The organism is Paracoccus lutimaris, from assembly GCF_003337565.1.
In the GTDB taxonomy this organism is placed as follows: Bacteria; Pseudomonadota; Alphaproteobacteria; order Rhodobacterales; family Rhodobacteraceae; genus Paracoccus; species Paracoccus lutimaris.
Genome location: NZ_QPJL01000003.1, coordinates 57057 through 80731, shown reverse-complemented (window position 1 = coordinate 80731; position 23675 = coordinate 57057). Strand labels below are relative to the sequence as shown.

Here is a 23675-nt window from a genome sequence, read left to right as displayed (position 1 = left end):
GTCAGTAATTACACTTGTTGAGGGCAGGCCTGACGCCGTGCCGGTCCTTGTATTGCATGATTCGCTCGTGCTGCCATCGGTGCATCTCGGCCTTGGTGCCCACCTTGACCGGAATCATACGGGCATTGTGGGTCCGGTAGAAGCGCGCGCTGTAGCGCTGCGTCGGAATGGGCGAGCTGGTTTCGCCGAATTTCAGGATGCGCCCGTTCGTGCCGTCGGGGTTGATCTCGCGGATGATATAGCCATAGGTCGTCCGCGTGCTGGCATGCGAATTGCCGTGCACCGCCGCACCGGGCTGGACCGAGGGCTTGGGATAGGCCCGGGCATAGGCGTCCGAAAGCTGTTGCCGGTCATAAAGCCCCTTGTTGTCGCTGCGGAAATCATCCCAGGTCGTCAGGCCAAGCGGATCGGTCCATTGCAGGGCGTTCACGGCATAGCCCGCCAGCACCGCGCCGCCGGCAAGGCCGATGGGATCCTGGTTGATATAGCAACCCGCCTGCGGATCGTAATGGCGGAAGCGGTTGTAATGCAGCCCGGTTTCGGGGTCGAAATACTGCCCCTGAAAGCGCAGGTTGTTCTCGACCCGCTCGACATGCACCCGGTCGATGCCGCCCCAGGCCTTCAGCGCCACCTGCCAGACCAGCTCGCCCCGTTCGTTGGTGACCTCATGCGGGGTGCCCAGATGGTCGTTCCAGTACAGCAGCACCTGCCCCTCGTATTCGGGCGAGCTGCGGCGGATCTGCGCGGCGGGGCGAAAGCTGCCCGGTTCATGGACATAGACGATGGCAAAGGCATCGCGCGGGCCTGACATGTCGCCCTTGCCTTCGGCCAGCAGGGTATCGCCGTCCCACAGGAACCAGGTGGTCTCCTCGGCGGTCAGTTGCGCCATTCGCGACGCGGAGCCGGCCGTCACGTCATTCGCGGCGACCAGCGGCGCGGTCTCCTCGCGGTGATGCTTCACCACCCGGCGCCCCAGCGCATCATAGGAGAAGCGCGTGGTGCGATGAACGCCGCCCGAGGTCTCGCGCACCTCGGTCAGCTGGTTCATGTCGTCGTAATCCAGCTGATAGACATGGCGCCCGCCCCAGCCGCGGCGCATCTCGATGCGGTTGCCGGCGTCGTCATAGCGGTAATGCGTGTCGCCCCGCATCAGCAGCCGCCCGCCCACGACCGAGGCGTTGCGCGGGCTTTCGACATCGACAAGGATATTGCCGGCCGGGTCAAAGGCAAAGACTTCGCGCGTCGCGCCCGAGACGCGGCGCAGCTGCTCGCGCGAATCGTATTGGAAGGCCCGCTCGCCACGGGCGACATCGCGGATCGAGCGGATCAGGCCGGCATTGTCATAGCTGTAGCTGCGGCCGAAGACCGGCGCATCGCGGCGGCGGCGATAGGCGCGCTGGCGTTCGATCCTGCCCTCGGGATCATATTCGGTCTGCAGGCCGATGCTGCCGCCTTCGCGCAGGGTCTCGCGGCCGATGCGGTCGCGGGTCAGGCGCAGAACCTCACGATCCTGAAAGCTGAGCTGTTCGAACTGGCTGTCCTGATCATAGCCATAGCCGATGCGGCGGCCGTCGGGCAGGATGGTGGCGACGCGCTCGCCGCGCTGCGACAGCACATGCGCGATCTCGACACCGTCATGGCGTTCGCGAGCAACCAGACCGCGCGGATCATAGATGAAACCGATGCGGCGCACCTCGTTTTCAGCCTTGGTCATGCGGCCAAGCGCGTCAAAGCGATAGCTGGCCCAGGACCCGTCCGAGCATTGCCGCAACAGCAGCCGCCCCAGCGGGTCGCGGGTCAGCTGGTGGCCACGATGGCCGTCCTCATAGCGGATGACATGTCCGGCGGCGTCGTAGTGATAGCGCTGGCGGCGGCTGTCAAAGCCGATCTCGCCGATCAGGCGTTCGTCGGCATCATATTCCAGCGCATAGATCTCGCCGGATTCGTTCTGCAGCCCGATCAGATTCAGCTCGCTGTCATAGCTGTAGCGAAAGCGTGTCCCGTCGGGATTGGTGCGCAGCACCGGCGCCGGCAGGCCGGCAAAATCCCAGGCGGTGCGGTTTCCGGCGGGATCGACATGCTCGATCAGATTGCCATCGGCGTCATAGGTCATGCGCGTGGGCCGGCCGTCCGCGGCAACGACCTCGACCAGCCGGTCAAGCACATCATATCGCAACCGGATCGCGCCGGCGCCTTCGACGGCTTCCTCGATCACCCGGCCAAAGCCGTCGCGCCGATAGCGCAGCCGCCCCCCGCGCGCGCCACGCTCTTCGGCGAGCCAGCCCTCCGCTGTCCAGGAGAAGCGCGCCATCGCCCCCTCGACATCGCGGATGACCAGTGGCAGGCCGCGCCGGTCACGCAGCATCAGCACCGTGTGGTCCGTCGGATCGGTGAATGAGATCAGGTTGCCGCGCTGATCGTAGCTGGCAAGGCTTTCATGCCCCAGCGCATCGGTATGGCGGCTGACATTGAGAAAGTTCAGGCTGACCGGATCATGGCTGGCATATGAGAACTTCTCGGTCGCCCCGGTTTTGTCGGTATGCGCGACGAGCCGGCCGTATTCGTCGTGGCGGCTGCGCTCGGTCGCGCCATTCGCGTCGGTGCTGCTGTCGCATTCGCCAAAGCGGTTGCTGTCCGAGCGGCTTTCATGGCCCAGCGGCGTGATGCAGCGCGTCACCAGCCCGCGCTGATCCCAGAAATATCGCTCGACATGGTTCTTGCCGTTGCGCACCGAGGTCATGCCAAGGCGCGGCTCATAGGTGATCTCGCGCGCATGGATGCCGCCATCGCCCCATGTGCGCAGGCAACGCGCGCGCGGCCCCGCAGCCTGATCGTCCCATTCGAAATAGAATGACAGCCCGCTGCGCCGCGTCTCGCGCACCAGAAGCCCTTGGGAATAGGCATAAAGAAAGGCGATGCCGCCGCCATTGCGGGCCGAGATCAGGTTGCCATCCAGATCATAGCCGTAGGTGACCAGCATCATCCGCGCGGTGCCATCCGTGCGCGAGATCTCGGAGATGCGCCCGGCGGGATCACTTGCGAACTGGAAATCGATGCCGTCGCTGGCCCGCACATTCGCCAGACAGCCGCGGGAATCATAGCTCAGCGCCACCAGATTGCCATTGCCGTCGCCCAGCGATGTCAGCCGGAACCGGCCCGGCCGCCCCGGACAGGCGGTCATGCGCCTGAGCAGCCCGTCCGCCATGCGCAGCAGCCATTGTGTATCCGACTCGCGCGTTGCCGCCAGTTTCTCGGCACGGTGATAGAAGCTTTGCCCCGGCTGCATCCGCGGCAGCAGGATCAGGCGGCCATGTTCCAGCCGCAGGACAGTGTATTCGGCGGCCTCGACCAGTTCGCTGTCCAGCGGGTGATGCCATTTCCGGCCCAGTGTTCCGTCCTGGTCCGAGGATGACAGCCAGAATCTTTCCCAGGCGACCGGCACCGGGCCTCCCATGACGAATTCCGTCTCGGTGGTGCAAAGCTCGCCGGTGGCGACATCGATCGGATGTCCGGTCATCACGCGCCGGCCAAAACTTTGCCCGAAGCGCCCGCCAAGCGCGCCGCCGACGGCCGTCCCCACGACCTCGCCGATGCGGCGGCCAAGCTCGCCGCCCAAAGCCTCGCCGATGGTGCCGCCCAACGGGCCAAGGACCGCGCCGCCGACATAGGACAGGCCCACCGACAGGCCGAATGTGGCCAGCCCGCACCAGCTGCCGGCGACGAAGGCCGCCGCGCCGCCGGCCAGCAGCGCAACGGCGCCCCCGACCAAGACCATGCCGGTGGCCAGGTTGACCATCCAGTCCGGCACTTCGCTTTCGATGGGCAGATAGGCCAGCGTCTCGGCGCCGATGCGAATATGCGACAGGTCGGATTTCACCTCGCCGTCGCATTCGGTCCGGTCACTGTCACGCACCGCGGGATATTGGTTGACATAGACGCTGTCGCTGCCGGTGGCGATGCGCTTGACGCCGTGATCGCGGCAGGAAACGGTATCAAGCACCGCGCGGGCGGCCGGGATCCGCGCCGGACCATAATAGACATTGGCCGAGCCGGTGATCACCGGCCCCTTCGGCTCGGTGATCGCCTCGCCGATATACATGCCCGCCAGGGCACCGCCGCCGGTGGCGGCCACCGCCCCGCCAACCGCCGCGATCACCGCAAGCGCCGCCCCCCCCGTCGCCACGGTCGCCACCAGCGCCACGCCCACGGCCAGACCCACAGCCGCGCCGACAAGGAACCCCATGAAGGCCGAGGAGTGCTCAATCTGGTGACCGATATGGGCGGCGGCCAGGGCGGCGGGCATCTATGACCTCAGCTGTTCCAGGCAACCGACGCGAGAATGTCTTCAAAGACCGGAGCCAGCTCGTCGAAATTCTCGCGGGCGGCGGTCACGACGACGGTATGTACTCCTGCGGATGTGGGGTCGGTCTGGAAAAACAGCTGCCGCTGCTTCAGCGTCACGGTCTGCGGCTTCATGCAAAACAGCAGCTCGACCGCCGGGCGGTCGCCGAACCGCACATTCTGCCGGCTGATCAGATCGAAATTCTTCACCTGCATCATCAGATCCTTGAGTTGCCGGTTCACGAAGGCGTCCAGATCCTCGCCCGGCCACAGATCGCCGCGCGAGCAGAGCAGGTTCGGCATCACCTTGTATTTCGGCGAGGGCGGCGCGACCCAGGTGATCATGCTGCGATCGGCCCAGCCGTCGGGCACTGTCAGGGTGTAGCTTTCGGTATGGCAAGTCGACATGCGGGCCTCGGCTCAGGTCTCGGGGGCGCTTTCGCGCGGGTTGATGAAGGTCTCGGCGCCCTCGATAACAATCTGCCCCTGGGTAACCATGATGAAGTTCCGGTCATTGGCGCGCAGCACGATGGTCGGCGCATCCAGAACCACGCTCGTCGCGGCCTTGACCGAGACGCCGCCGGCCCGGGAAACGGTAACGATATCGTTGTTGACGGTGGTATATTGCCCCGCCGCCAGAACCTTGATTTCCTGCGTGCCGTTCTCGACGGTCACGGTCTGGTTGCCGCGGCTGACAGTGGTGCTGTCATCGCCGGCAATGGTGCGCGTCTGCGTGCCGCCGACGCTCAGGCTCATCGAGCCGGTGATGGTCTCGCCATGATTGCCGCCGACGCTGAGCACCTTGTCGGCAGCGATGTTTTCGGTGTGGTTGTTGCCGACGGTGATGGTCTTGTCATTGCCGACGCTTTCGGACTGGTCATTGGCCACGGTCTTTTGCCGGTCATGGCCGATCTGATGCGTCTCGTCGTTGCCGATGACGGTGCTGTGGTCCTTTTGCGCATGCATATAGACCAGTTCGCGCCCGGCCTGATCCTCAAAACTGATCTCGTTGAAGCCCTGCCCCTGATGCGTGTTCGAGCGCCAGACCGCCTTGGTCTTGTCCGCCGGCAGGTTATAGGGCGCAGCGTTCTGGCCGTTGAAGACGCAGCCGGTGACCAGCGGCTTGTCGGGGTCGCCGTCCAGAAACTCGACCACGACCTCCATGCCGATGCGCGGGATCACCACGCCACCCCAGCCGCCGCCGGCCCAGTTCTGGCTGACCCGGCAGCGCATTGACAGCGCCCCCTCCAGATCCCAGTGGAACCGCACCAGAATGCGGCCGTATTCGTCGCAGTCGATTTCGCCCTCGCCCGCGACGATCGCGGTCTGCGGGCCGTGAATCACCGGCACGGCCGTGCGCCTTGGAGGCGCCATCGGCGCGGTGTCGGGCATCAGCACATAGCTGCCGGTATAGCTGTAGCCGTCGCTGCGCCCCCCGCCCGAGCCATAGGCCTCGCTGACAAAATGATGGCTGGCCGAAAGACACAGATAGCTCTCGCCCATGCCCGGCACCGCATCGCCGGTCAGCCCGACCACCTTGCCCGCACCCAGGCCAAGGCAATCGCCCACCGCACGATGCCGGCGATCAGCGCCGCGTTCCTGCCGCAGCCGCAGCCCGACCCGGTTCTTGCCCCAATCCTGATCGCCATAATCGCCGGGCCAGTCGAAGCTTTCGATCTGGCCCTGCGCATGGCAGGCATCGCCCAGACGATCGACCTCCATCGCGGTGGCGGGAGCCTTGAAGTTGAAATCCGTCAGTCGCATGGCGCCGGTGGTCAGGTTGCGCTCTGGCGCCCATTCCCAGAAATGCTCGCCCGCCCCTTCGCCGCTGGCCTGATGATGGCCGTCATAGGGGCGATAGGGCCGCGCGCCGATGTTTTCATGGGCCAGCACATCGTCGGTCAGCACCATCGTGTGGCTGCCGGCCTCGTGGTGGAAATGAAAGCTGATGCCCGCGCGCTCGAGCTGCCGGCAGGCGAAATCCAGATCGGATTCGCGATACTGCACCGTATATTCCAGCGCCGGATATTCCTCGGACAGTCTGAATTCCAACGCCGGATCGCCCAGGGGCGCATATTCGGCGAAAAGCTCGCGCAGGATCTGCACCACCGTCCGGTCGTGAAAGATGCGCTGGTTGCGACGCCGCCCGGCCAGCCAGCACCAGGGCCGCAGGATCACGTCATATCGGTGCCCGTTCTCGCCGACGCCGGCCCAGCGGATCTGGGTCACGATACCGTCGAAATGGCGCGCATCGCGATGCCCGTCGATGGTCACCGTCGCATGTGTGCCCAGCAATGCGTCGAAATCGATATCACCATTCGCGGCCAGCGCCTCGATCCGATACTCGAAAAGCGCATTCACATGGTCAGAGCCGTCAAAGCGAAGAAGGACCAGCGCATCTTCGCCCAATACCGTCGTCAGGCGTCCAAGGCGATCAACCTGACTGAAAGGCGCATTCATGGGTACTCCGCGAAATCGGTCAACGTGACTAGCAGTAAGAAACCTAAACATGGTTAATTTACGACGTTTCAGGCGGTCGGCCCGATATTTCGTTAAACATCTCTAAATGATACGAATGGCGCATGGACGGGGCGAGTCAAGACCCGTCGCTGATTTCACGCATCTTCCGGCGGGTTCATACCGCCCGCGTGGCGGTCATGCCGACGATCCGACCTGAAATCGCGGGCCGGAAGGCCGGTCTAAGGGCGGGGCGCGGCGGGCGGATCGACTGGCGGATCTGCGGGGGTAGCGGCAGGGACAGCGGCCGGAGCCGGGGTCGGAGCGGGGGGCGTAGCTGGCACCAGCGCCACCAGTTCCGACGCGACCGAGAGGCTGCCCCCGGCCCGGCGCAATTCCTCCAGAACCACGGGCAGGATATCCGCGGCCGGCACGCCCGAGGGCGCCGCCGCAACCGCGGCCAGTGCGGCGCTGCTGCCAAGCGCGACCAGCAGGAACGGCCCATTCTGCCCCTGGCCGTCAGGCGACAGCGCAAAGCCGAAGCCCCGCGATCCCTGATCCGGCGCCGATAGCTGCGCGGTCAGGTCATAGACAGCACCATCCGGCGCGACCAGAAACAGCCACAGGTTCTGTTCGGGCGCTATGGCGACCGAGCCCTGAATCTGGATGCTGTCACCAATGACGCGGGCCTCGACGCGCAGCTCGGCGGGCGGCGACGGGCGGCCCGCGACTTCGCGCAGAAAGTCGATGGCCGGGCATTGCTGCGGGGTCGTGGCCTGGGTCAGGATCGTGGCGCGGGTGCCGAAGGCCTGCTCATAGGCGGCGACCAGCGCCGCACCATCCGCGGATGCCCCCCCAAGAAGCGCGATCATGCCCGTGTTCGGACCCGAGGATATGCGTCTGGCCAGCATGCAGGGCGGCAGGGGCTGGCTGGCCAGAAAACCCTCGCGCGTGGCCGTGTCACGCGCCGCCAGTTCGGCCGGGGCCACCGGCCCGGGATCGGGCGCGGGCACGGGCGCGGAAGCCGGGCGAAGCACCCACCAGCCCAGCCCTGCGGCCAGCATCAATGCGCCTGCGCCTGCCGCCAGCCACGGCCCGGTCCTGCGGCGCGCCGGCGCTTGTTCGGGCAGGGGCTCGACCGGCGGCGGCGAAAAGCGGGCAAAGGGGCTGTCGGAATCCGGCCCTGCATCCGCCTCCTCCGCTTCGCCGGCTTTCGCCCAAAGCGGCAGCCGATAGCGCGAGGGGATCAGCAGGGGATCATCCAGCATCGCCAGCGCCATGCCCATGCTGACCGGGCGTTTTTCCGGGTCCGGCTCAAGCATGTGCTGCAGCAGCGGAAACAGCCGGTGTGAAATCCCGGTCAGGTCGGGAATGGCCTGCCGGGCGGCCGAGGCCGAGACCACCGAATCGCCCATGTCCAGCGCCGTGCCCCGTGCCACCGCCGCGATCAGCAGCGCCAGCCCATAGATGTCGGTGCGCGGGCCAATTGCCCCCCCGGCATGGCCCAGCTGTTCGGGCGCAATATACTTGAACTTGCCGGCAAACCGCCCGGCCAGCCCGTCGCCCAGCTCGGTCGAGCGGGCAATGCCGAAATCTATCAGCACCGCCTCGTCGATGCGGTCGTCACGCAGGATCACGTTATCGGGCGACAGGTCGCGATGGGTGACGCCGCTGTCATGGGCGCGCTGCAACCCGGCGCCGATCCGGCGCAGCAGGGCGATGACCTCGGCCTCATGCAAGGGGCCGTCCTCGGACAGGCGCTTGCCCAGATGCCGGCCATCGACGAATTCCATGATCAGGCAATAGCGATTAAGACCCTGATCCAGAACAAAGTTGTGATAACGCACGATGGCTTCGTGGCGCATCTGCACCAACACCCGCGCCTCGCGGCGGAACAGGTCCAGGACAGCGCTGTCACCCGCGAGGCCGGGCAGGATCACCTTGACCGCCACCGGGTCGCCGGTGAAGACGTTCTCGGCGCGATAGACCTCGCCCATGCCGCCGGCGCTGACCAGCGCAAGGATGCGGTAATTGTTGTTGATCAGCGTGCCCGGCTCGACCAGTTGCGCCTTGGGCGCGCTCCCCTTGGTGCCGATGATGGTGCGCTCGGCGGGTTCGGATACCGGAGCAAGCCGCGTCGCACCGTCATCCGCACCCGAGATCACCGTGCGCTCGTTCCCGCCGGCACCGCCTTCGGTGCCGTCCTCTGGCCCCGCGCCGCCCGTCGCCTCGTCCATGGCTATTCGGCATCCTCGACCGGCGCAGGCCGGGCAAGGCAATCGACCAGGATCACGCTGACATTGTCGCGCGCACCGCGCTGCAGGGTCTCGTTGATCAGGGCCTGCGCGACACCCTCGGCGCTGAGGCTGCGGCCGGCAAAGGCCGCGATCTCGGCATCGCTGAGATGCTCGGTCAGCCCGTCCGAGCACAAAAGCAACCGGTCGCCATCCTTGATGACGCCACTGGCGATGTCGGGTTCGACCGTCGGTCCGATGCCGATGGCGCGGGTGATGACATTGCGGCGTGGCGCGGTGCGGGCCTGATCCTCGGTCAGGGCGCCGGCGGCGACCAGCAGCGCGACCTCGCTATGGTCGCGGGTCAGGGGCGTCAGGCGGCCTTCGCGCATCAGATAGATGCGGCTGTCGCCAGCCCAGACACAGGCCAGTTCCGAGCCATGCAGCAAAAGCGCCGCCACCGTCGAGCCGGCACCCCCCAGCCCACTGTCGCGCGAATGGTTCAGGATGCGCAGATGTGCGCGGCTCAGCCGTTCCAGCACCCGGGCGCGCTGGTCCTGGGCGCTGATCGCCACGCCGGTCGAGCCGAGTTCCTCGACGATGATGCGGCTTGCGACATCGCCCGCCGCGTGGCCACCCATGCCATCCGCGACCACCCAGACCCCGAATTCCGGGAAGGCGCCGACGCTGTCCTCATTTTGCTGGCGGACGCGGCCGCGATCGCTCAGCGCGGCGAAGTCATGGTCAAATGCGATCTCGGATTCAGTCATTCCCATTCCCCTCGTCACGCGCGACATGACCGCCGGCGATCAGCCAGCCCAGCTCATCAGGGCCGGGCCAGCCCTGACAGGCCAGCAGGCCCGCATGGTCCCCGTCGGGACCTGAAAACCACCAATAGCTGCGCGCCGCCGCCGCATGGGCATGGTCGGTCGCGGCCAGCCGGTCCAGCAGTTCCAGCGGCGAAAGCTGCGGATTGACCGCCCAGAAGGTCGGCCAAGCGGGCGGCGTATCCTGCGCGGGCGGCAGGTCCAGACCGGATGCGGCCTCGCGCGGGTCGAATGCCGGCTGTGCCGCCAACCCGTTCACCGCCGCCAGCGCGGCGGCATAGAATTGCGGGGCGCGGTCCAGAACCGGCGGCGCACCGCCCTGCTGCGCCACGACCAGCGGAAAACGCCGCCCGGTCCGGTCGCGGGACGGGATCCACGCCCCGCGCAAGGCCTGCCCGGCCAGCGCCGGTCCGATCCAGAAGCACAGGGCCGGCGCCGCGTCAAAGCGTGCCTGCCAGTCGGGGCCCGCCGCTTCGCGCCAGCCCCCCAGAGCCGCCTCGGCCCAGTCTGCAAAGCCGCGCCAGCCCTCGCCCAGCCCGGCCGAGATGAAATCGCCAAAGGCCGGGTGCTTGCCGTAAAGCCCGGCCCCGCCCTCTAGTCGATGCTCTGCGGACATTCGAAATCCTTGATCTCGGGCATGGTGAACGGGTTCGAAATGGCGTTGATGGTGAAATCATAGGTGATGTTGCGCCCGCCCAGCATGAAGGTGGCGCGCAGGACGTCGCCGCGCTGCTCCTTGTAGCTGGCGGTATCCAGCAACTCCATCAGCGTCCAGGGGCTACCGGTGAAACCCTCCGAGGACTTGCGGTCCAGGGGCGGGATCAGCTGCAAGCCGCTGGACTTGCCCTCGCCCGGCCAGATCAGCGTGCGCGGCATCGAGCCGGTCGCGGTCTCGATCTTGGTGTCGTTGATGATCAGGATCGCGGATTCGACGGTCGGATGGGCATCGACCTGCTGAACGGTGACCTCGACCGCCGGGGTGGTGCCGCCGCCGGCGAAAAAGGCGCGCCGGATCCGCTCGGCCCGTTCGAACTGGCGCAGGGTATTGGTCGACAGCCGGGTGGCGATTTCCTTGTCGGCGCGCCATTTCAGCCCCTCGGGCGAGCGCTCGGCATAGGGTTCCAGATATTCGGTGAAATAGCGGTCCATCTCGCCGCCCGGGCCGAAGAACAGCGCAAAATTGGCGATCGACAGGCTGCGCGAGGATTTCGCAAAGGGATACGAGGTCTTGATCGTATCGCGGCACATGAAGGTGATGCGGTCGGTCAGCGCCCGGTTCATCACCTCGATCGAGGCATCCGACGCCCCCGAGCGGAAATCGCTTTCCGCCTTGGTCACCATCTGCGCCAGCGGCGCGGGCAGCTGCGAATTATACTGCGTCAGCGTGTTCAGCAGCGTCGGCAGCGCCGCCGCCGCCTGATCGGGATTATGCTCGGCCAGACGCAGGTTTTCCCAGACTGCGCCCAGATTGCCCAGCAGCGTATCGACCGGGCGCTTGCCCGGCTCGCCCTCGGCCAGCAGGTTCCAGTTCTCGAATTCCTTGGCGATGGCCTCAAGGGGGACCGTCACGCTGGTCGTGGTGGCGCTGGTTTCGGTCTTGGCGGCGCCCGGAACACCGGCAAGGCCCTTGGATTTCTCTTTCTCGGCCGCCTCAAGGATGATGCGCGTGGTGCCGCTGGTGCGGCTGACGATCCGCGCGATCAGCGAATTCCCGACCGATTTTGCCGCACCATCCGCCGAGGCGCCGCCTTGGTCGCCACCGGCCAAAGCCTGTTGCAGCTCGGCGGGATCGACCCCCTTGTACATGCGCGGCAGCTGGGTCTGCTCGGCCACCGACTTGACCAGATTGAGGATCGGCGAGGCCGTGGCCGAGGCCGCCGTCCCCAGCGCCGCATATTGCGGCTTGTCGGCGACCATGGAATTCAGCGTCAGATTGTTCAGGACCTTGTTCCAGGCGGCGATGAATTCGCCGCGATAGCGGTCCAGCAGATCGCGGTCCAGCCGCGCCAGACGGCCCTCGATTTCGGCCGAGTTGGCGAAATCGCCCAAGACCCACTGATCGCGGCGCAACTCCTCGCCGACGATGGCCAACTGGTCATAGAAATAGCCCCAGAAGCCCTCGAACGTGTAAAGCCCCGGTATGGTCATGGTCGAAAGATCGCTGCCGTCGCGGGTGGCAAAGACCTGACTTGCGGCATTGCCGCCCGCCACCGTGACCAGATCCCAGTCCGGCAGGCCGGCGGTGACGGCGCCGTCCATGATGATCGCATAGGCCTGTTCGTCCAGCGGCAGCTGGGCGATGGCGGCGCGGGCGCGGTCCACCGTGCCCTGATCCAGACTGACCAGCAATTCGCGGCGGTCGTCCAGATCCAGCATCGCCGCCAGATGCAGTTTCAGCTGGTCGGTGGTTTCCAGTCCGATACGGTCGGGATAGGTTTCGCGCCAGTTGCGCGCGAACCACGCCTTGATTGCATCGTCATCGGTCGTTTCGCCCTGCTTGCCCAGCAGCAGATAGACCTTGAGCGCGCGATAGATCTCGGTCATTTCGCCCGAGGCGATGATCTCGGGCATGCGCCGTTCCAGGTCCAGGATCAGGCGCGGGCGCATCATGCGTTCCAGCGCACCGGCATAGGTGTCGGTGGCGACGCGGTTCAGGCGGTCGCGCTGTCCTAGGCCAAAACCCTCCCAGATGCTGGCATCCTGACTGTCGCCATAGCCGGCGGGCATATTGGCGATCTCATTGAGCAGGGGCAGCACCGGCGTCAGGTCGGGATTGTCGATCACGTCGCGGGTCAGTTCCTCGGCGGCGTCACGGCGCCAGCCCTCGGTGGCGGCCTCGGCGGTGCGCACCAGTTGCAGGTTCTTCCAATAGCTGATGCCGACGGCGCCGGCCGCGCCCAGCGTCAGGACGGCGATGGCCGACAGCGCGGTGGTGCGCAGGATCAGCGCCCGCCGCACCGCCTTGCGGTCATGCGAGACCCAGCCCTGTTCGGGAAAGATCACCCCGCGCAGCAGGTCGTGGATGAAGAAGCTTTTCCCGCGCCCCGACATGAAACCCGAGGCGAAACCGCCCATGCCCGGCTCGTTGATCGCGCCCAGCACCTGGTCGATGGGCGTGCCCTCTTGCGTGCCCGAGGTGAAGTAGAAACCGCGCAGGATGGCGTTGGTCTTGTAGCGCGTCGGCTCGAAGACCCGGCGCAGGAAGGCGCCGACATTGTCCTTCAGCAGCGCCATCTGGCCCGGCAGGCCGAAAATGGCGATGCGGGCGACGCCGTCGGGTTCCTCGGACAGGCGGTCGATGATCTCGTCCGAGAGGCGCGAGACCAGCCGGTCGAATTCCAGCGGCACGGCCTCATGGGTGATGGCCTTGCGGTCCGGGGTCTGGAAGGTCACGCCCCAGACCAGCTTGCGCCGGTTCAGGCTGAAGGATGCGAAATACTCGCGGAAACCCGCGATCAGGTCGGCCTTGGTGAACATCACATAGACCGGGAAGTCGATTTTCAGCTGCTCGTGCAGCTCGGCCAGACGGGCGCGGACGGTTTCGGCATGGGCCTGAAGCGTCAGTGCGTCGCCCTTCATCATGTCCTCGACGGAAAAGGACAGGATGACGCCGTTGATCGGCCGGTTGGGGCGGGTGCGCTTGAGCAGATCAAGGAAGGCGTCCCAGCTGGCCTTGTCGGCCGAGCGGTCGCTGTCCTGCGTGGTATAGCGCCCGGCGGTGTCGATCAGCACCGCATCCTCGGCGAACCAGAAATCCATGTTCCGGGTGCCGCCAAAGCCGCTGACGGCCTGTTTCTGCGCCAGCGGGAAATCCAGCCCGGAATTCGCCAGGGCCGTGGTCTTGCCGGCGCCGGGCGGGCCGATGATCACATACCAGGGCAGATCGTAAAGCGAGGCCGCGCCACCGGATTTCTTCAGGACCGCCAGCGCCTCGGTCATCTTTTCAGCCAGAAGCTTGCCGTCACCCTCGGGTTCAAGCGGGATCAGGGCCTCTTCGATGGCGCGGGCGGCGCGGACGCGGCGGCGCCAGCGGATGAAGATGATGGTCAGGAAGGTGCCAAGAACCAGCCCGATCAGCACCAGCCGCCAGAAGACCGAGGACAGCACCCCCCAACCCGTCATCGGACCGCCCAGCCAGATCGCCGCGCAAAGCGCGCCGATGCCCAGAAGGGTCACGGTCCAGCGCCACCAGCCGTGTTTGCTCCAGCGCGGGGTGGGGATGTAAAAGCCTAGCAGTCTCAATTCTCGACCTCCGGCACGAAGGCGATGGGGGCCTCATAGGTGCCTTCGCGCGCCAGCATGATCTCGACCCGGCGGTTGGCGGCCCGACCGTCCGGAGTGGTATTGTCGCCGACCGGGTCATCCTCGCCCCGACCTTCGGCGGTGACGCGGGTCGGGTCGGCCAGCAGCGGTTTCAGGACCTCGGCCAGCACATCGGCGCGGGTCTGCGAGAGCTGGTAATTGTCCTTGAAGCGGCCCCGGCCGGACAGCGGCACATTGTCGGTATGGCCCTCGACCAGGATCGGGCCGCCCTCGGCATTCATCACCTCGGCGATGCGGCGCGCGAGATCGGCAAAGCCCGGTTTTACATCGACCGAGCCGGTGTCGAACAATTGCAGGTCGCCGACCCGGATGGCGATATAGTCGCCCTTGGCATCGACCGAGATCAGCCCGTCGGCGATTTCCTTGCCGAAAGCGGCTCGGATGCGGTCAAGCTGCGGGATTTCGGCGACATAGGCCTGACCCGGATCGCGGTCGATCTGGATCACCGGCGCCCCCAGCGCGACGGTGCGCAATTCCTCGGCGGCGACGGCGCCGTCACGGTTGATCAGGGTCAGAAGCGTGGCGAACAGCGCGACCAGCCCCAGCGCGGCGATCCCCGCCACCGCCGGCACCGGGATCTGGGCAAAGCGCCGGCCCTTGCCCAGCACCACCGGCTGCCATTGCACCGAGACATCCTCGTCCGGGCGCGGATTGACCCGGCGCAGGCTTTCATAGATGGCGCTGCGGATGCGAGACAGTTCCGCCGCACCATTGGGCATGGTGCGGAACTGCCCCTCGAATCCCAGCGATAGGCAGACCAGCATCAGTTCCAGCAGGTTATAGTTCTGCGCCGGCGCATGCAGGGCCTTTTCGGCCTCTTGAAAGAAGCCCACGCCGGAATCGCGCTTGTGGAAAAAGCGCGCGACCATGGAATATTGCTGCCAGTTGCCGCGATCGCCGCCGGGCAGGTTCTGGACGATATCATCCGCCGTGCCCGACAGCGCGTATTTCGCCACAAGCGCCTCATGCGGGTTGATGCCGGCGGAAAGCGCGTTGCGCTCGAAGCGGTCGATCTCGCGCGTGACATGCTCCATCAGCGGCGCGACCTGCAATTCGACCAGACCGGTGCGCAGACGCCCGAGCAGGATTAGAAGCGGCGCCGCTGCTGCTAGCAGCGGGTTCGAGGACGAGGCCGCGCCCAGATCGCGCACCCGCATCGCCTCAGCCAGGGGAATGCGCGGGCCATGGGCGACCTGCTGCTGCGGCTGGTTGCCGATATCGGGGAAAAAGCCGCGCTGGTCGGGCCCTGCGGCACGCCCGATCTGCGAGGGGTCGCCATAGCCCGGCCAGGGCGAGCCCGATGGCGCCTGCCCATAGCCGCCCTGACCCGGCTGTCCAAAGTTCTGTTGGCCATAATTCTGCTGGCCATAGCCCTGTTGCGCCGGCCGCGAGGGGCCGCCGATCCAGGTCGAGCCGTCGCCGCCCTGCGCCCAAGTCCCCGAGGCGGGTTGGCCCTGACCAAAGGGCGAGGCGGTATGATGATCGCCCCCAGAGGGCGCGCCACCGCCCTGCCCCGGCCGCCCGATCACCGTGCGGCCATCATTTCCGCCCTGACCCTGCGGACGCGCCCAGATATCGGTGGTGCCGCGCGGCTGTCCCTGCGGCGGGCCTCCGAAAACGGTCTTGTCCTTGTCGTCATCCCTGCCTGCCATCAGGACCTCTCGGGCACGGCCCACAATTCCAGTTTCATATTCGGCCAGTCACCGGCGAAATGCATGCCAATGGCCGGCGCGGTCGAGAATTCGCGCCAGAGCGGCGAGTTGCGCTCCAGTCGGAAATAGACATTCGTCGAAAGGACCCGGATCTGGCGCGGCGGGTTCGGCAGATGCTGCAAGCCGATGCCGGGCAGGTTGTTGTTCACGATTTCCGACATGCGGGTATTGGGGCCGACCTTGCACAGTTCGGGGAACTGCTGCTGCACCTGCGTCAGGGGTTTCGCGCTTTCCACCTCGATGATGAAGGCGGCCTCGCGGAACAGGTTGCGGTCGGCGACCTCGGCCAGATACGAGTTCTGGCGCACCTGCCGCAGCGGCAGGCGGATCGCCCGGCCCACATCGCGCGACAAGAGGCGCTGGATGTCGGCGACGATCTCGGCAAAGCTGTCCTTGGGGTTTTCATGGTCATAGGCCGGATAATCCGGGGCGTGGCGGCTGCCGCTGTCGAATGTCGTGAGCTCGCCAGCCAGCCCGACCAGTTCACGGTAAAGCGCCTCGGGGTGGATGGCCAATGTGCGCGACAGATGGCGCAGCACGCCGATCTGGCGGTTGAGCACCATCAGCATCAGGTAATCGCTGGCCTGCAACCCGCCCCCGGCCGAGGGATCGGTCGCATAGCGCGCAAGGCTTTCCAGCCGCGCCTCGATCCAGCCGATCACCCGGGTCAGATAGCCCAGGATCTGGGGATGCGCGCCAATGACCAGCGCGGGGGGCGGAAATGTCTCGTCCAGCGTCACCACGCCGTCGCGCACTTCCGAGACGCGGGCCAGACGCAGGTTCTGATAGCCGGGGCGCGGGGTCTTGCGCACCGCGAGCTCGATCCGCGGCACCGCAAGTTCCAGCACCTGCTCGATCCGCGCCGAGGAGGCGCTGTCGCTGACCGTTTCGGTGATGACGCCCCAGCGGGTGGTCGCGGCCTCGTCCTCATAGGGGGCGGCGTCGCGCATATTGGGCGAGATGTCGGGCAGGGTCAGCCAGACGAACTGGCCGGCCGCGTCATCGGGGACCCGTACCGGCAGCGGCAGGGGGCCGGTGCCGGGCGCGTCAAAGGGCGTCCCGTCCGGCATGATCCCCGAGACGGCGCGCAGCGCGATCATGCCCTGCTGGGCCTGATCGCGGTCCAGGACCAGCTCGCCCACACCCCAGGGATAGGGCGTGACCAGCCGCGTGCGGGCGTTGACCAGATGCTCGTGATAGCGGTCGGCCTGTTGCAGATGCTGAGGCTGCAAAAACAGCCCCTCTTTCCAGGCGACCTTGCTGAACCAGGACATGCGTCACTGACCCCCGTTTGACTTCGTTGCGATCCGGCCACCGCGCAGAATTCGCGGATCCGGCAGCCGGGACGGTTGCCGCAGACTAGCGGCCCCCCCTGCAGGAGGCCAGCCGGAATTGCCGATCAGAACTGCCAGCGGAACTGGCCCGAAACGCCGATGCTGTCCAGCTGGTCGCCAAAGCGCGCATCGATGCGGGCCCCGGCGCTGATCTGGCGGCCACGCGATTTGGGACCCAGCACCTTGATCCAGTTCGCGCCGATGCTGATTTCGCCGTAAGCGCCCAGATTGTCGGATTCCAGCTTTTGCGGCGTAAAGCTCGAGTCGTTGTCATTGCTGAAGACCGAGATCGTCGGATCGGCGAAATCCTTGTACCAGGTCGCCGTGGCGAAGGTGCTCAGCGCCGCGTTCTGGGAGGGCTGCACGAAGGTCTTGGCGACCGTGGCGCCGACAAAGCCGATCTTGCGGGTGCTGTCGTCAAAGCTCAGCCGATAGCCTGCATCCGTCCCGGTGCCGCCGAAGGGGATGGAATCCGTGGACATTTTCGACCAGGCGAAGCCCACGGTCGGCACCACCGCCCAGCCGCTTTCACCGACCGGGATGCCGTAGCTGAGCGAACCGCTGAGCGTGTACCCGTCACTGGAGAAATCGGTCTCGTCAAGACCAAGCCCCTGATAGTTGCCGACACCCTTGTTCTCGATGGTGAAATCGGTCTTTTCCAGACGGTATTGCAGGTCGGCCTGCAGGCGGCCACGGTTCGCGGTCATGTAGACGCCGACATAGCGCTGCTCGAAATCGGTCGAGGTATAGCTGGTCAGCGTGCCGGTGACGTTCTGCGAATTGTTCGGGTCGATGGCATAGACCGGCTGGTTGGTATCGCCGCGGTTGATGCCGCCCAGCACGCCAAGGGCCATGTCCCAACCGCCGAAACGGTCGTCGAAACAGGCCAGATCGGTGCCGACCTGCATGCCGTAGTAATCGGCCGTGATCTCGCTTTCGACCGAGCTGACACCGTTGTCGGTCGAGCCGGTGGCCGTGGCGTGACCGCCGGTGATCCGGCCCCAGCTGCCGACGCCGCAGGGCTTATCCTTGTCCTCGTAGGCCAGCGCGGTGACGAAGGGGCTGGTCGGGCGGTTGATGACCGAGCCGATCAGCGACTGGGTCAGTGCCACATTGCCAAACAGCGCGCCGATGGCGGGGTTGGTCTGCGCCACCAGCGTCGCGTCGCCATTGCCCGAGGCGCGGTCGATTGAATAGGAAATCCGCTCGGAGATCGCGGGCAGGTCGCTATGCGTGATGTCGTAGGTGTTCTGGTCGCCGAAGCTTTCATCCACGTCGATCAGCATCAGCCGGTTGTTGGTGCTCAGAACCGTGCTCGGATCGATGAAGTTCAGCTCCAACCGGTAAGTGCCGGTCGCCGCGCCGCCACTGACGACGATCTGGTCCGCGGTGGCATTGCGGGTATCGACGTCCAGATAATAGCTGCCGCCGCCCGCAAGCCCGCCCACGGTCAGCACATCGGTGCCGACATTGGCCTGTCCGGCGCCGTTCGACAGCGAGACCACGCGGTTGTTGGTGACAAGGCCGCTGACGCTGGCGTCGTCGCCGCGCACCTCGACCCGGCCATTGTTGAGCAGCGCGCCGACCAGCGCGCCATTCAGGTCCAGCGTGCTGCCTGCCGTCACCACCGTACGCGCGGCATTGATCTGGCGCCCGGCCTCGATGGTGTAGTCATGCCCCAGCCGGAAATCGCCGCCGACGCGGAAATTGTCGCCGGTCAGCAGCGAGCCACCGTCATAATTCAGGTTGCCGGTGATCAGGCCGTTCAGGCTGGCGCTGCCCGTGGTGGTCAACGTGCCGGTCAGCAACCCGGTCTGCACGATGGTCCCGGCATTGGTCACGCTGCCCTGCAACTCGCCTGCGACGGTCAGGTGGCCGCCCCGCTCGTTCGTCAGCGCGTGGGTCACGGCAAGGGTCGTGTCATCGGCAACGACGAAGCGCCCGCCCGACCTGTTGGTCACGCCGCTTTCGCCAGAGACGGAAAGGTCGCCCACCGTGGTCACGACGCCGCCATCGGCATTTTCCAGGCCGCCCGCGATCGAGCCGCCCAGATTGGCGGTGCCGCTGTTGCCGAAGCTGCCGCCGATCCGGCCGCGCCAGTTGGCGATGCCGCCGTTGCTTACCGTTTGCGAGATTTCCCCCGCCCCGTTCAGCGTCCCGGCATTGGCCAGCGACCCCAGCAGGCTGCCATTGATCTGCAGCACACCGCCGCTGACGTTCTGCACGGGATTCGTCACCGTCAGCTCGGTATTCGCGGCAATGACCGCCTGCCCGGCATTGCTGAAACTGGTCGCCGCAAGATCGTCCGAGGTGGTCAGCCGGCCGCCGGACAGGTTCAGCAGGTCGGTGACCTCGCCAGCGATCCTGGCAACACCGCTGTTGGCCAGCTGTCCGGTGATCGTGCCGGTGCCGGTCAGCGAGCCGATATTGCTGACATTGCCGTCGATCGTGCCATTGGCCAGGGTCGTGGTGCCGGCGGCGCCGTTCAGCAGATCCGCCGCCAGCGTGCCGGCCACGCGCAGCGCCGCGTTGTTTCTGACCGCGGTGTCCGAGCTCAGTTCCCCGTCCTCCAAGACATCGACCGTGGCGTTATTGATCAACCGCCCGACGCTCAGATCGCCGTCAGCGGTCAGGGTTCCGGCATTGGTCAGCGTGCCGTCGACCCTGCCCGAGCCCGAGAAGGTCCCGCTGGCCGCGTTGTCGACAGAACCATCGATCGTGCCCCCGACCATGACCGTGCTGCTGCGGTTGTCGAGCCGCCCCTCGATCGTGCCGGCGACGATCAGCCGGTCGCGGTTCAGCAGCGCATTGTCCATGCTCAGGGTCGATCCGGCCGTGACACGCACCAGTTCGTCATTGGTCAGCGAACCGACGCTGAGCCTACCCCGGCTGGACAGCGTCCCGGTATTGGCCAGCGTATCGACCCGCCCACTCATCGCTGCGGTGCCGCGGTTGTCCAGCGTCTCGATGGTACCGTCGCCGCTCAGCTGGTTGGTGTTGATCAGCGTGCCCGTCACCGAACCGCCAGACATCGTGGTGGTGCCGGCATTGTTCAGATCGCCCTGCAAGCGCCCGGCAATGGTCGTCAGCTGGTTGTTCTGGACGGCGCTGTCGGACTGAAGGGTGCTGTCCTCGGCGACGGTCAGCGTCGCGCTATTGGTCAGCCCGCCGACGCGCAACGTCCCGACCGAGGTCAGCCTGCCGGTATTCGTGACCTGACCGGTAACGCGGCCGCCGAACTCGGCCGTCCCGGCATTGGCCAGCGTACCCGAAATCTGGCCCGTGCCGTCCAGCAGGCCGTTTTGGGTGTTGGTGACCGCACCCGTCACTCGGCCATTCGCTAGCGTCGTGGTGCCGGTATTGTTCAGCGCGGCAACCAGCGTGCCGTGGATCGACGCGGCACCCTCGTTGAGCACGGCCGTATCCGAGGTCAGCGTGCTGCTCGTCCCGACAATGAGCGTTTGCTCGTTGGTCAGCCCGCCGACACGCAGCGGCCCGACCGAGGTCAGACTGCCGGTATTCGTGACCTGACCGGTGACGTGGCCGCCGATCTGGGCGGTCCCGGCATTGGCCAGCGCGCCCGAAATCGTACCTCTGCCGTTCAGCCCCCCATCTTCGGTATTGTTGACGTTGCCGAGGATGGTGCTGCCAGCGACAAGCGTCGTGGTGCCGGTGTTGCGCAGATTGGCCTCGAGCCGGCCGGCAACGGTCAGGCTGCCGGCGTTCTGGGCAGTGGTGGTCGATTGCAGTATGCCCGAGGCGCCGATGCTGAACTGCTCGTTGTTGTGCAGCTCCCCGACCTGCAACTCGCCGTTCAGGATCACGGTACCTTCGTTGGTCAGCCGGTTCCGGACCTCCCCGGTCATGGTGCTTGTGCCATTGTTGACCAGTCCGCCGATCACCGTACCGGTGCCGTTCAGCTCGCCGTTATTGGTCAGCTGGCCGTCGACCACCCCGCCGTCCATGTCGACTTGACCACGGTTCAGCAGGTTCGAGTCCAAGGTGCCGGCAATCGTCATCGTGCCGGGGGCGGCGTTCTCCGCCGAACCGGCCTCAACCGAGGCGTTGGTGTCGATGGTGAAATTGCCGCTGTTCGTCAGCTCAACGACGTTATGCAGGTTTCCGGTCGAATCGGCGTCGGTGGTGACAAGGAAGTTGCCCTGGTTCACGACGTTATGGTCGGTCATGTCCAGACCGGCCGAGACCGTGACCGAACCCGTCTGCGCATTGCGCAGGCCGCCATTGATGAAGGAATCCTCGGAATAGGTCAGCGTGCTGCGGTTGAGCAGGTCGCCGATCACGTTCACGTTGGCGACCGTGCCGCCGTCATTGTCGTAAAGGTTGGTGACAATGGTCAGATCGCCCGTGCCGGTGCCATCGACCGTGCCGCGGTTGACAAAGATATTGTCCACGGTCAGCGTGACATCGGCGCCGCCGGTCGAATTCAGCGACAGGTTGGCGTTGTTCGTCAGGTTGCCCTGGACGCGCGAGTTGCTGTTGACATCCATGTCGCCGTCATTGGTGATGCTTCCCAGAATCTGGGCCCCCGCCAGGGTCAGCGTGCCGGTGCTGCTATTGGTCAGCTGGCTGCCTGTTGCCACCGAAACGGTCCCGTTCACGGTCATCTGGTTCGAGTTGAGGATCGATCCGGCCGAGTTCAGCTGATTGCCGCTCTGGACCACAGTCGTGCCGCTGTTGATCAGGCTTCCCACCGAAAGCGTGCCGGTGGTGTTCAGGGTGCCGGAATTGTCCACCAGGCCGGACACGCTGCCACGGCCATTCATCACGCCGTCATTGTCGACATTGCCGTTGATGGCGCCGCCGGTCAGATCCAGCCGCCCGATGACCCCGCCAAGGGTGCTGTTGTGAATGCTGCCGTTCAGCGTGCCCGAGACCGTCGTGGTCCCGAAGTTCTGCGCCAGCTGCGTCGTGGTCAGTTCGTGCCCCGCGCCGATCGTGGTGCTTCCGGCCGCGGCGACATACAGGCTGTCGACCTCGACGTCGCCGGCGGTCGTGACCACGCCGCGGTTGTAAAGCTGCCCCTCGATCGCGCCCATGATGTTCATGGTGCCGGCATTCGTGACACTGCCGTCGATGCCCGAACCGGCGGTGGTCATGTTGATGGTGCTGCCGGCGTTGTTCGTCACGCCATCCAGCAGATCGCCGGCAAGGTTGATCACGCCGTTGTTCACCATGGCCGAGCCGGAATTCAGCTCGTGCCCCGCGCCCACGTTCAGCGTCCCGCCATTGGTCGCCGACAGGACACTCAGGTTGCCGACGGTTGTCAGCGTACCGTCGTTGGTGACCGCGCCCCCGATGCTCCCGGCGATGGCGGCGGAATTGAGGTTGTTGAGCGAGCCGGTGATGGTACCGGTGCCGCCGATCTGGCCAGCATTGACCAGCGAGCCCTCGACCCGGCCGCCATTGCCCAGGCGCAGGATGCTGCCCGTCAGGTTGTTCACATCCGCGTCCAGCGTGCCGAAACCGGTCCCGGTCGCATTCAGCTGGATGGTGCCGCTATTCTGGATCTCGTTGTCGACGGTCAGCGTCTGCCCCTCGCCGACAACCACGGTGCTGTCGGCAAGGTTGGTCAGGTTGTCCGCGGTCCCGCCGGTCAGACCCGTCGCAATCAGACCCGAGTTCGTGATCAGCCCTTCGACATTGCCGGCAAGGGTGAAGCTGCCGGAGTTGGTCAGATCGCCGTCGATATCACCGGTCAGCTGGAAGGTCCCGTCGTTCTGAAGATCGCCGGTATGCTGACCGGAATGGCGGGCGGTGCTGGCATTGACCATCTGCCCCTGGGTGTCGCCGGTAAACCTGACCTGGCCGGTGCCGGCGCCGGTCTCGAGGATGTCGATACGGCCCGTATTCACGTCGGCCTCGACATTCGAGGCGATCGTCAGGATGCTGCCATCGGCGACAGCAAAACTGAGGATCGCCGATGAGCCGCCGCCGAGATTGCCCGCGCGCAGCGTCCCGCCGGTCAGCAAGTAATCGCCCGAATCCAGCCGCAGCCCGCCCGCAGAGATATTGCCATTCAGGGTCAGCGTGATCGAAGAGCCGCCCTGGCTGGTCAGCACGCCGATCTCGTCCGGCGGCAGGGTGTCGTTCTGCGCGCCCGCACCGCTGCCATCGTTCCAGATCTGGCTGCCATTGCTCCAGCTGCCGCTGACGGTCTCATAGGTGCTGCCGCCGGGCGTATCGCCGTTATCCAGATACATCTGTGCCCGGACCATGCCGCCGCCGAAGGCCAGCGGCGCGACCGAGATCAGTGCGGTTGTCAGAAGAAGATGGGCGCGGCAGATCAGACTGATCGAATTCTTGTTAATCGGGAACATCGGCTGGTGTCTTCTTTTCGATAAAGGCAGGAGCAGAGATTGTTAAATCTTTACGCAGTAGGGTTACTTTGCCCTTCACCCGCAACACAAGGAAATATGTGCGGAAAGC

Annotated in this window: 10 protein-coding genes; all 10 read right to left on the bottom strand. The window is 65.9% G+C overall.

The window, feature by feature from the left end:
• Position 1: 1 nt before the first annotated feature.
• A complete protein-coding gene (locus tag DFP89_RS04230; RefSeq protein WP_114348148.1) occupies positions 2–4303 on the bottom strand; it encodes an RHS repeat-associated core domain-containing protein in 4302 nt (1433 codons plus the stop codon).
• An 8-nt stretch (positions 4304–4311) separates the two neighbouring features.
• On the bottom strand, positions 4312–4749 hold the full coding sequence (locus DFP89_RS04225; RefSeq protein ID WP_114348147.1) for a DcrB-related protein: 438 nt from the start codon (positions 4747–4749) through the stop codon (positions 4312–4314).
• Positions 4750–4761: 12 nt separating this feature from the next.
• Complete coding sequence (locus tag DFP89_RS04220) at positions 4762–6801, bottom strand: type VI secretion system Vgr family protein (RefSeq protein ID WP_114348146.1); 2040 nt, start codon at positions 6799–6801, stop codon at positions 4762–4764.
• A gap of 239 nt (positions 6802–7040) precedes the next feature.
• A complete protein-coding gene (locus tag DFP89_RS04215) occupies positions 7041–9035 on the bottom strand; it encodes a serine/threonine-protein kinase (protein ID WP_114348145.1) in 1995 nt (664 codons plus the stop codon).
• Between the two features lie 2 nt (positions 9036–9037).
• Positions 9038–9802, bottom strand: a complete 765-nt coding sequence (locus tag DFP89_RS04210; RefSeq protein WP_181870243.1) for a PP2C family protein-serine/threonine phosphatase — start codon at positions 9800–9802, stop codon at positions 9038–9040.
• Entirely contained in the window at positions 9795–10475 is a 681-nt protein-coding gene (gene tagF / locus DFP89_RS04205; protein ID WP_114348143.1) for a type VI secretion system-associated protein TagF, read from the bottom strand. The genes DFP89_RS04210 and tagF overlap by 8 nt, the downstream gene beginning before the upstream one ends.
• Entirely contained in the window at positions 10454–14101 is a 3648-nt protein-coding gene (gene tssM, locus DFP89_RS04200; protein ID WP_114348142.1) for a type VI secretion system membrane subunit TssM, read from the bottom strand. Before tssM ends, tagF begins: the two co-directional genes overlap by 22 nt.
• Complete coding sequence (gene icmH / locus DFP89_RS04195; RefSeq protein WP_114348141.1) at positions 14098–15834, bottom strand: type IVB secretion system protein IcmH/DotU; 1737 nt, start codon at positions 15832–15834, stop codon at positions 14098–14100. Before icmH ends, tssM begins: the two co-directional genes overlap by 4 nt.
• Positions 15834–17168: a type VI secretion system baseplate subunit TssK gene (gene tssK, locus DFP89_RS04190; RefSeq protein WP_114348140.1), complete on the bottom strand. Its 1335-nt coding sequence runs from the start codon at positions 17166–17168 to the stop codon at positions 15834–15836. The genes icmH and tssK overlap by 1 nt, the downstream gene beginning before the upstream one ends.
• 125 nt (positions 17169–17293) lie before the next feature.
• A complete protein-coding gene (locus DFP89_RS04185; RefSeq protein ID WP_114348139.1) occupies positions 17294–23566 on the bottom strand; it encodes a hypothetical protein in 6273 nt (2090 codons plus the stop codon).
• Positions 23567–23675: the final 109 nt, after the last annotated feature.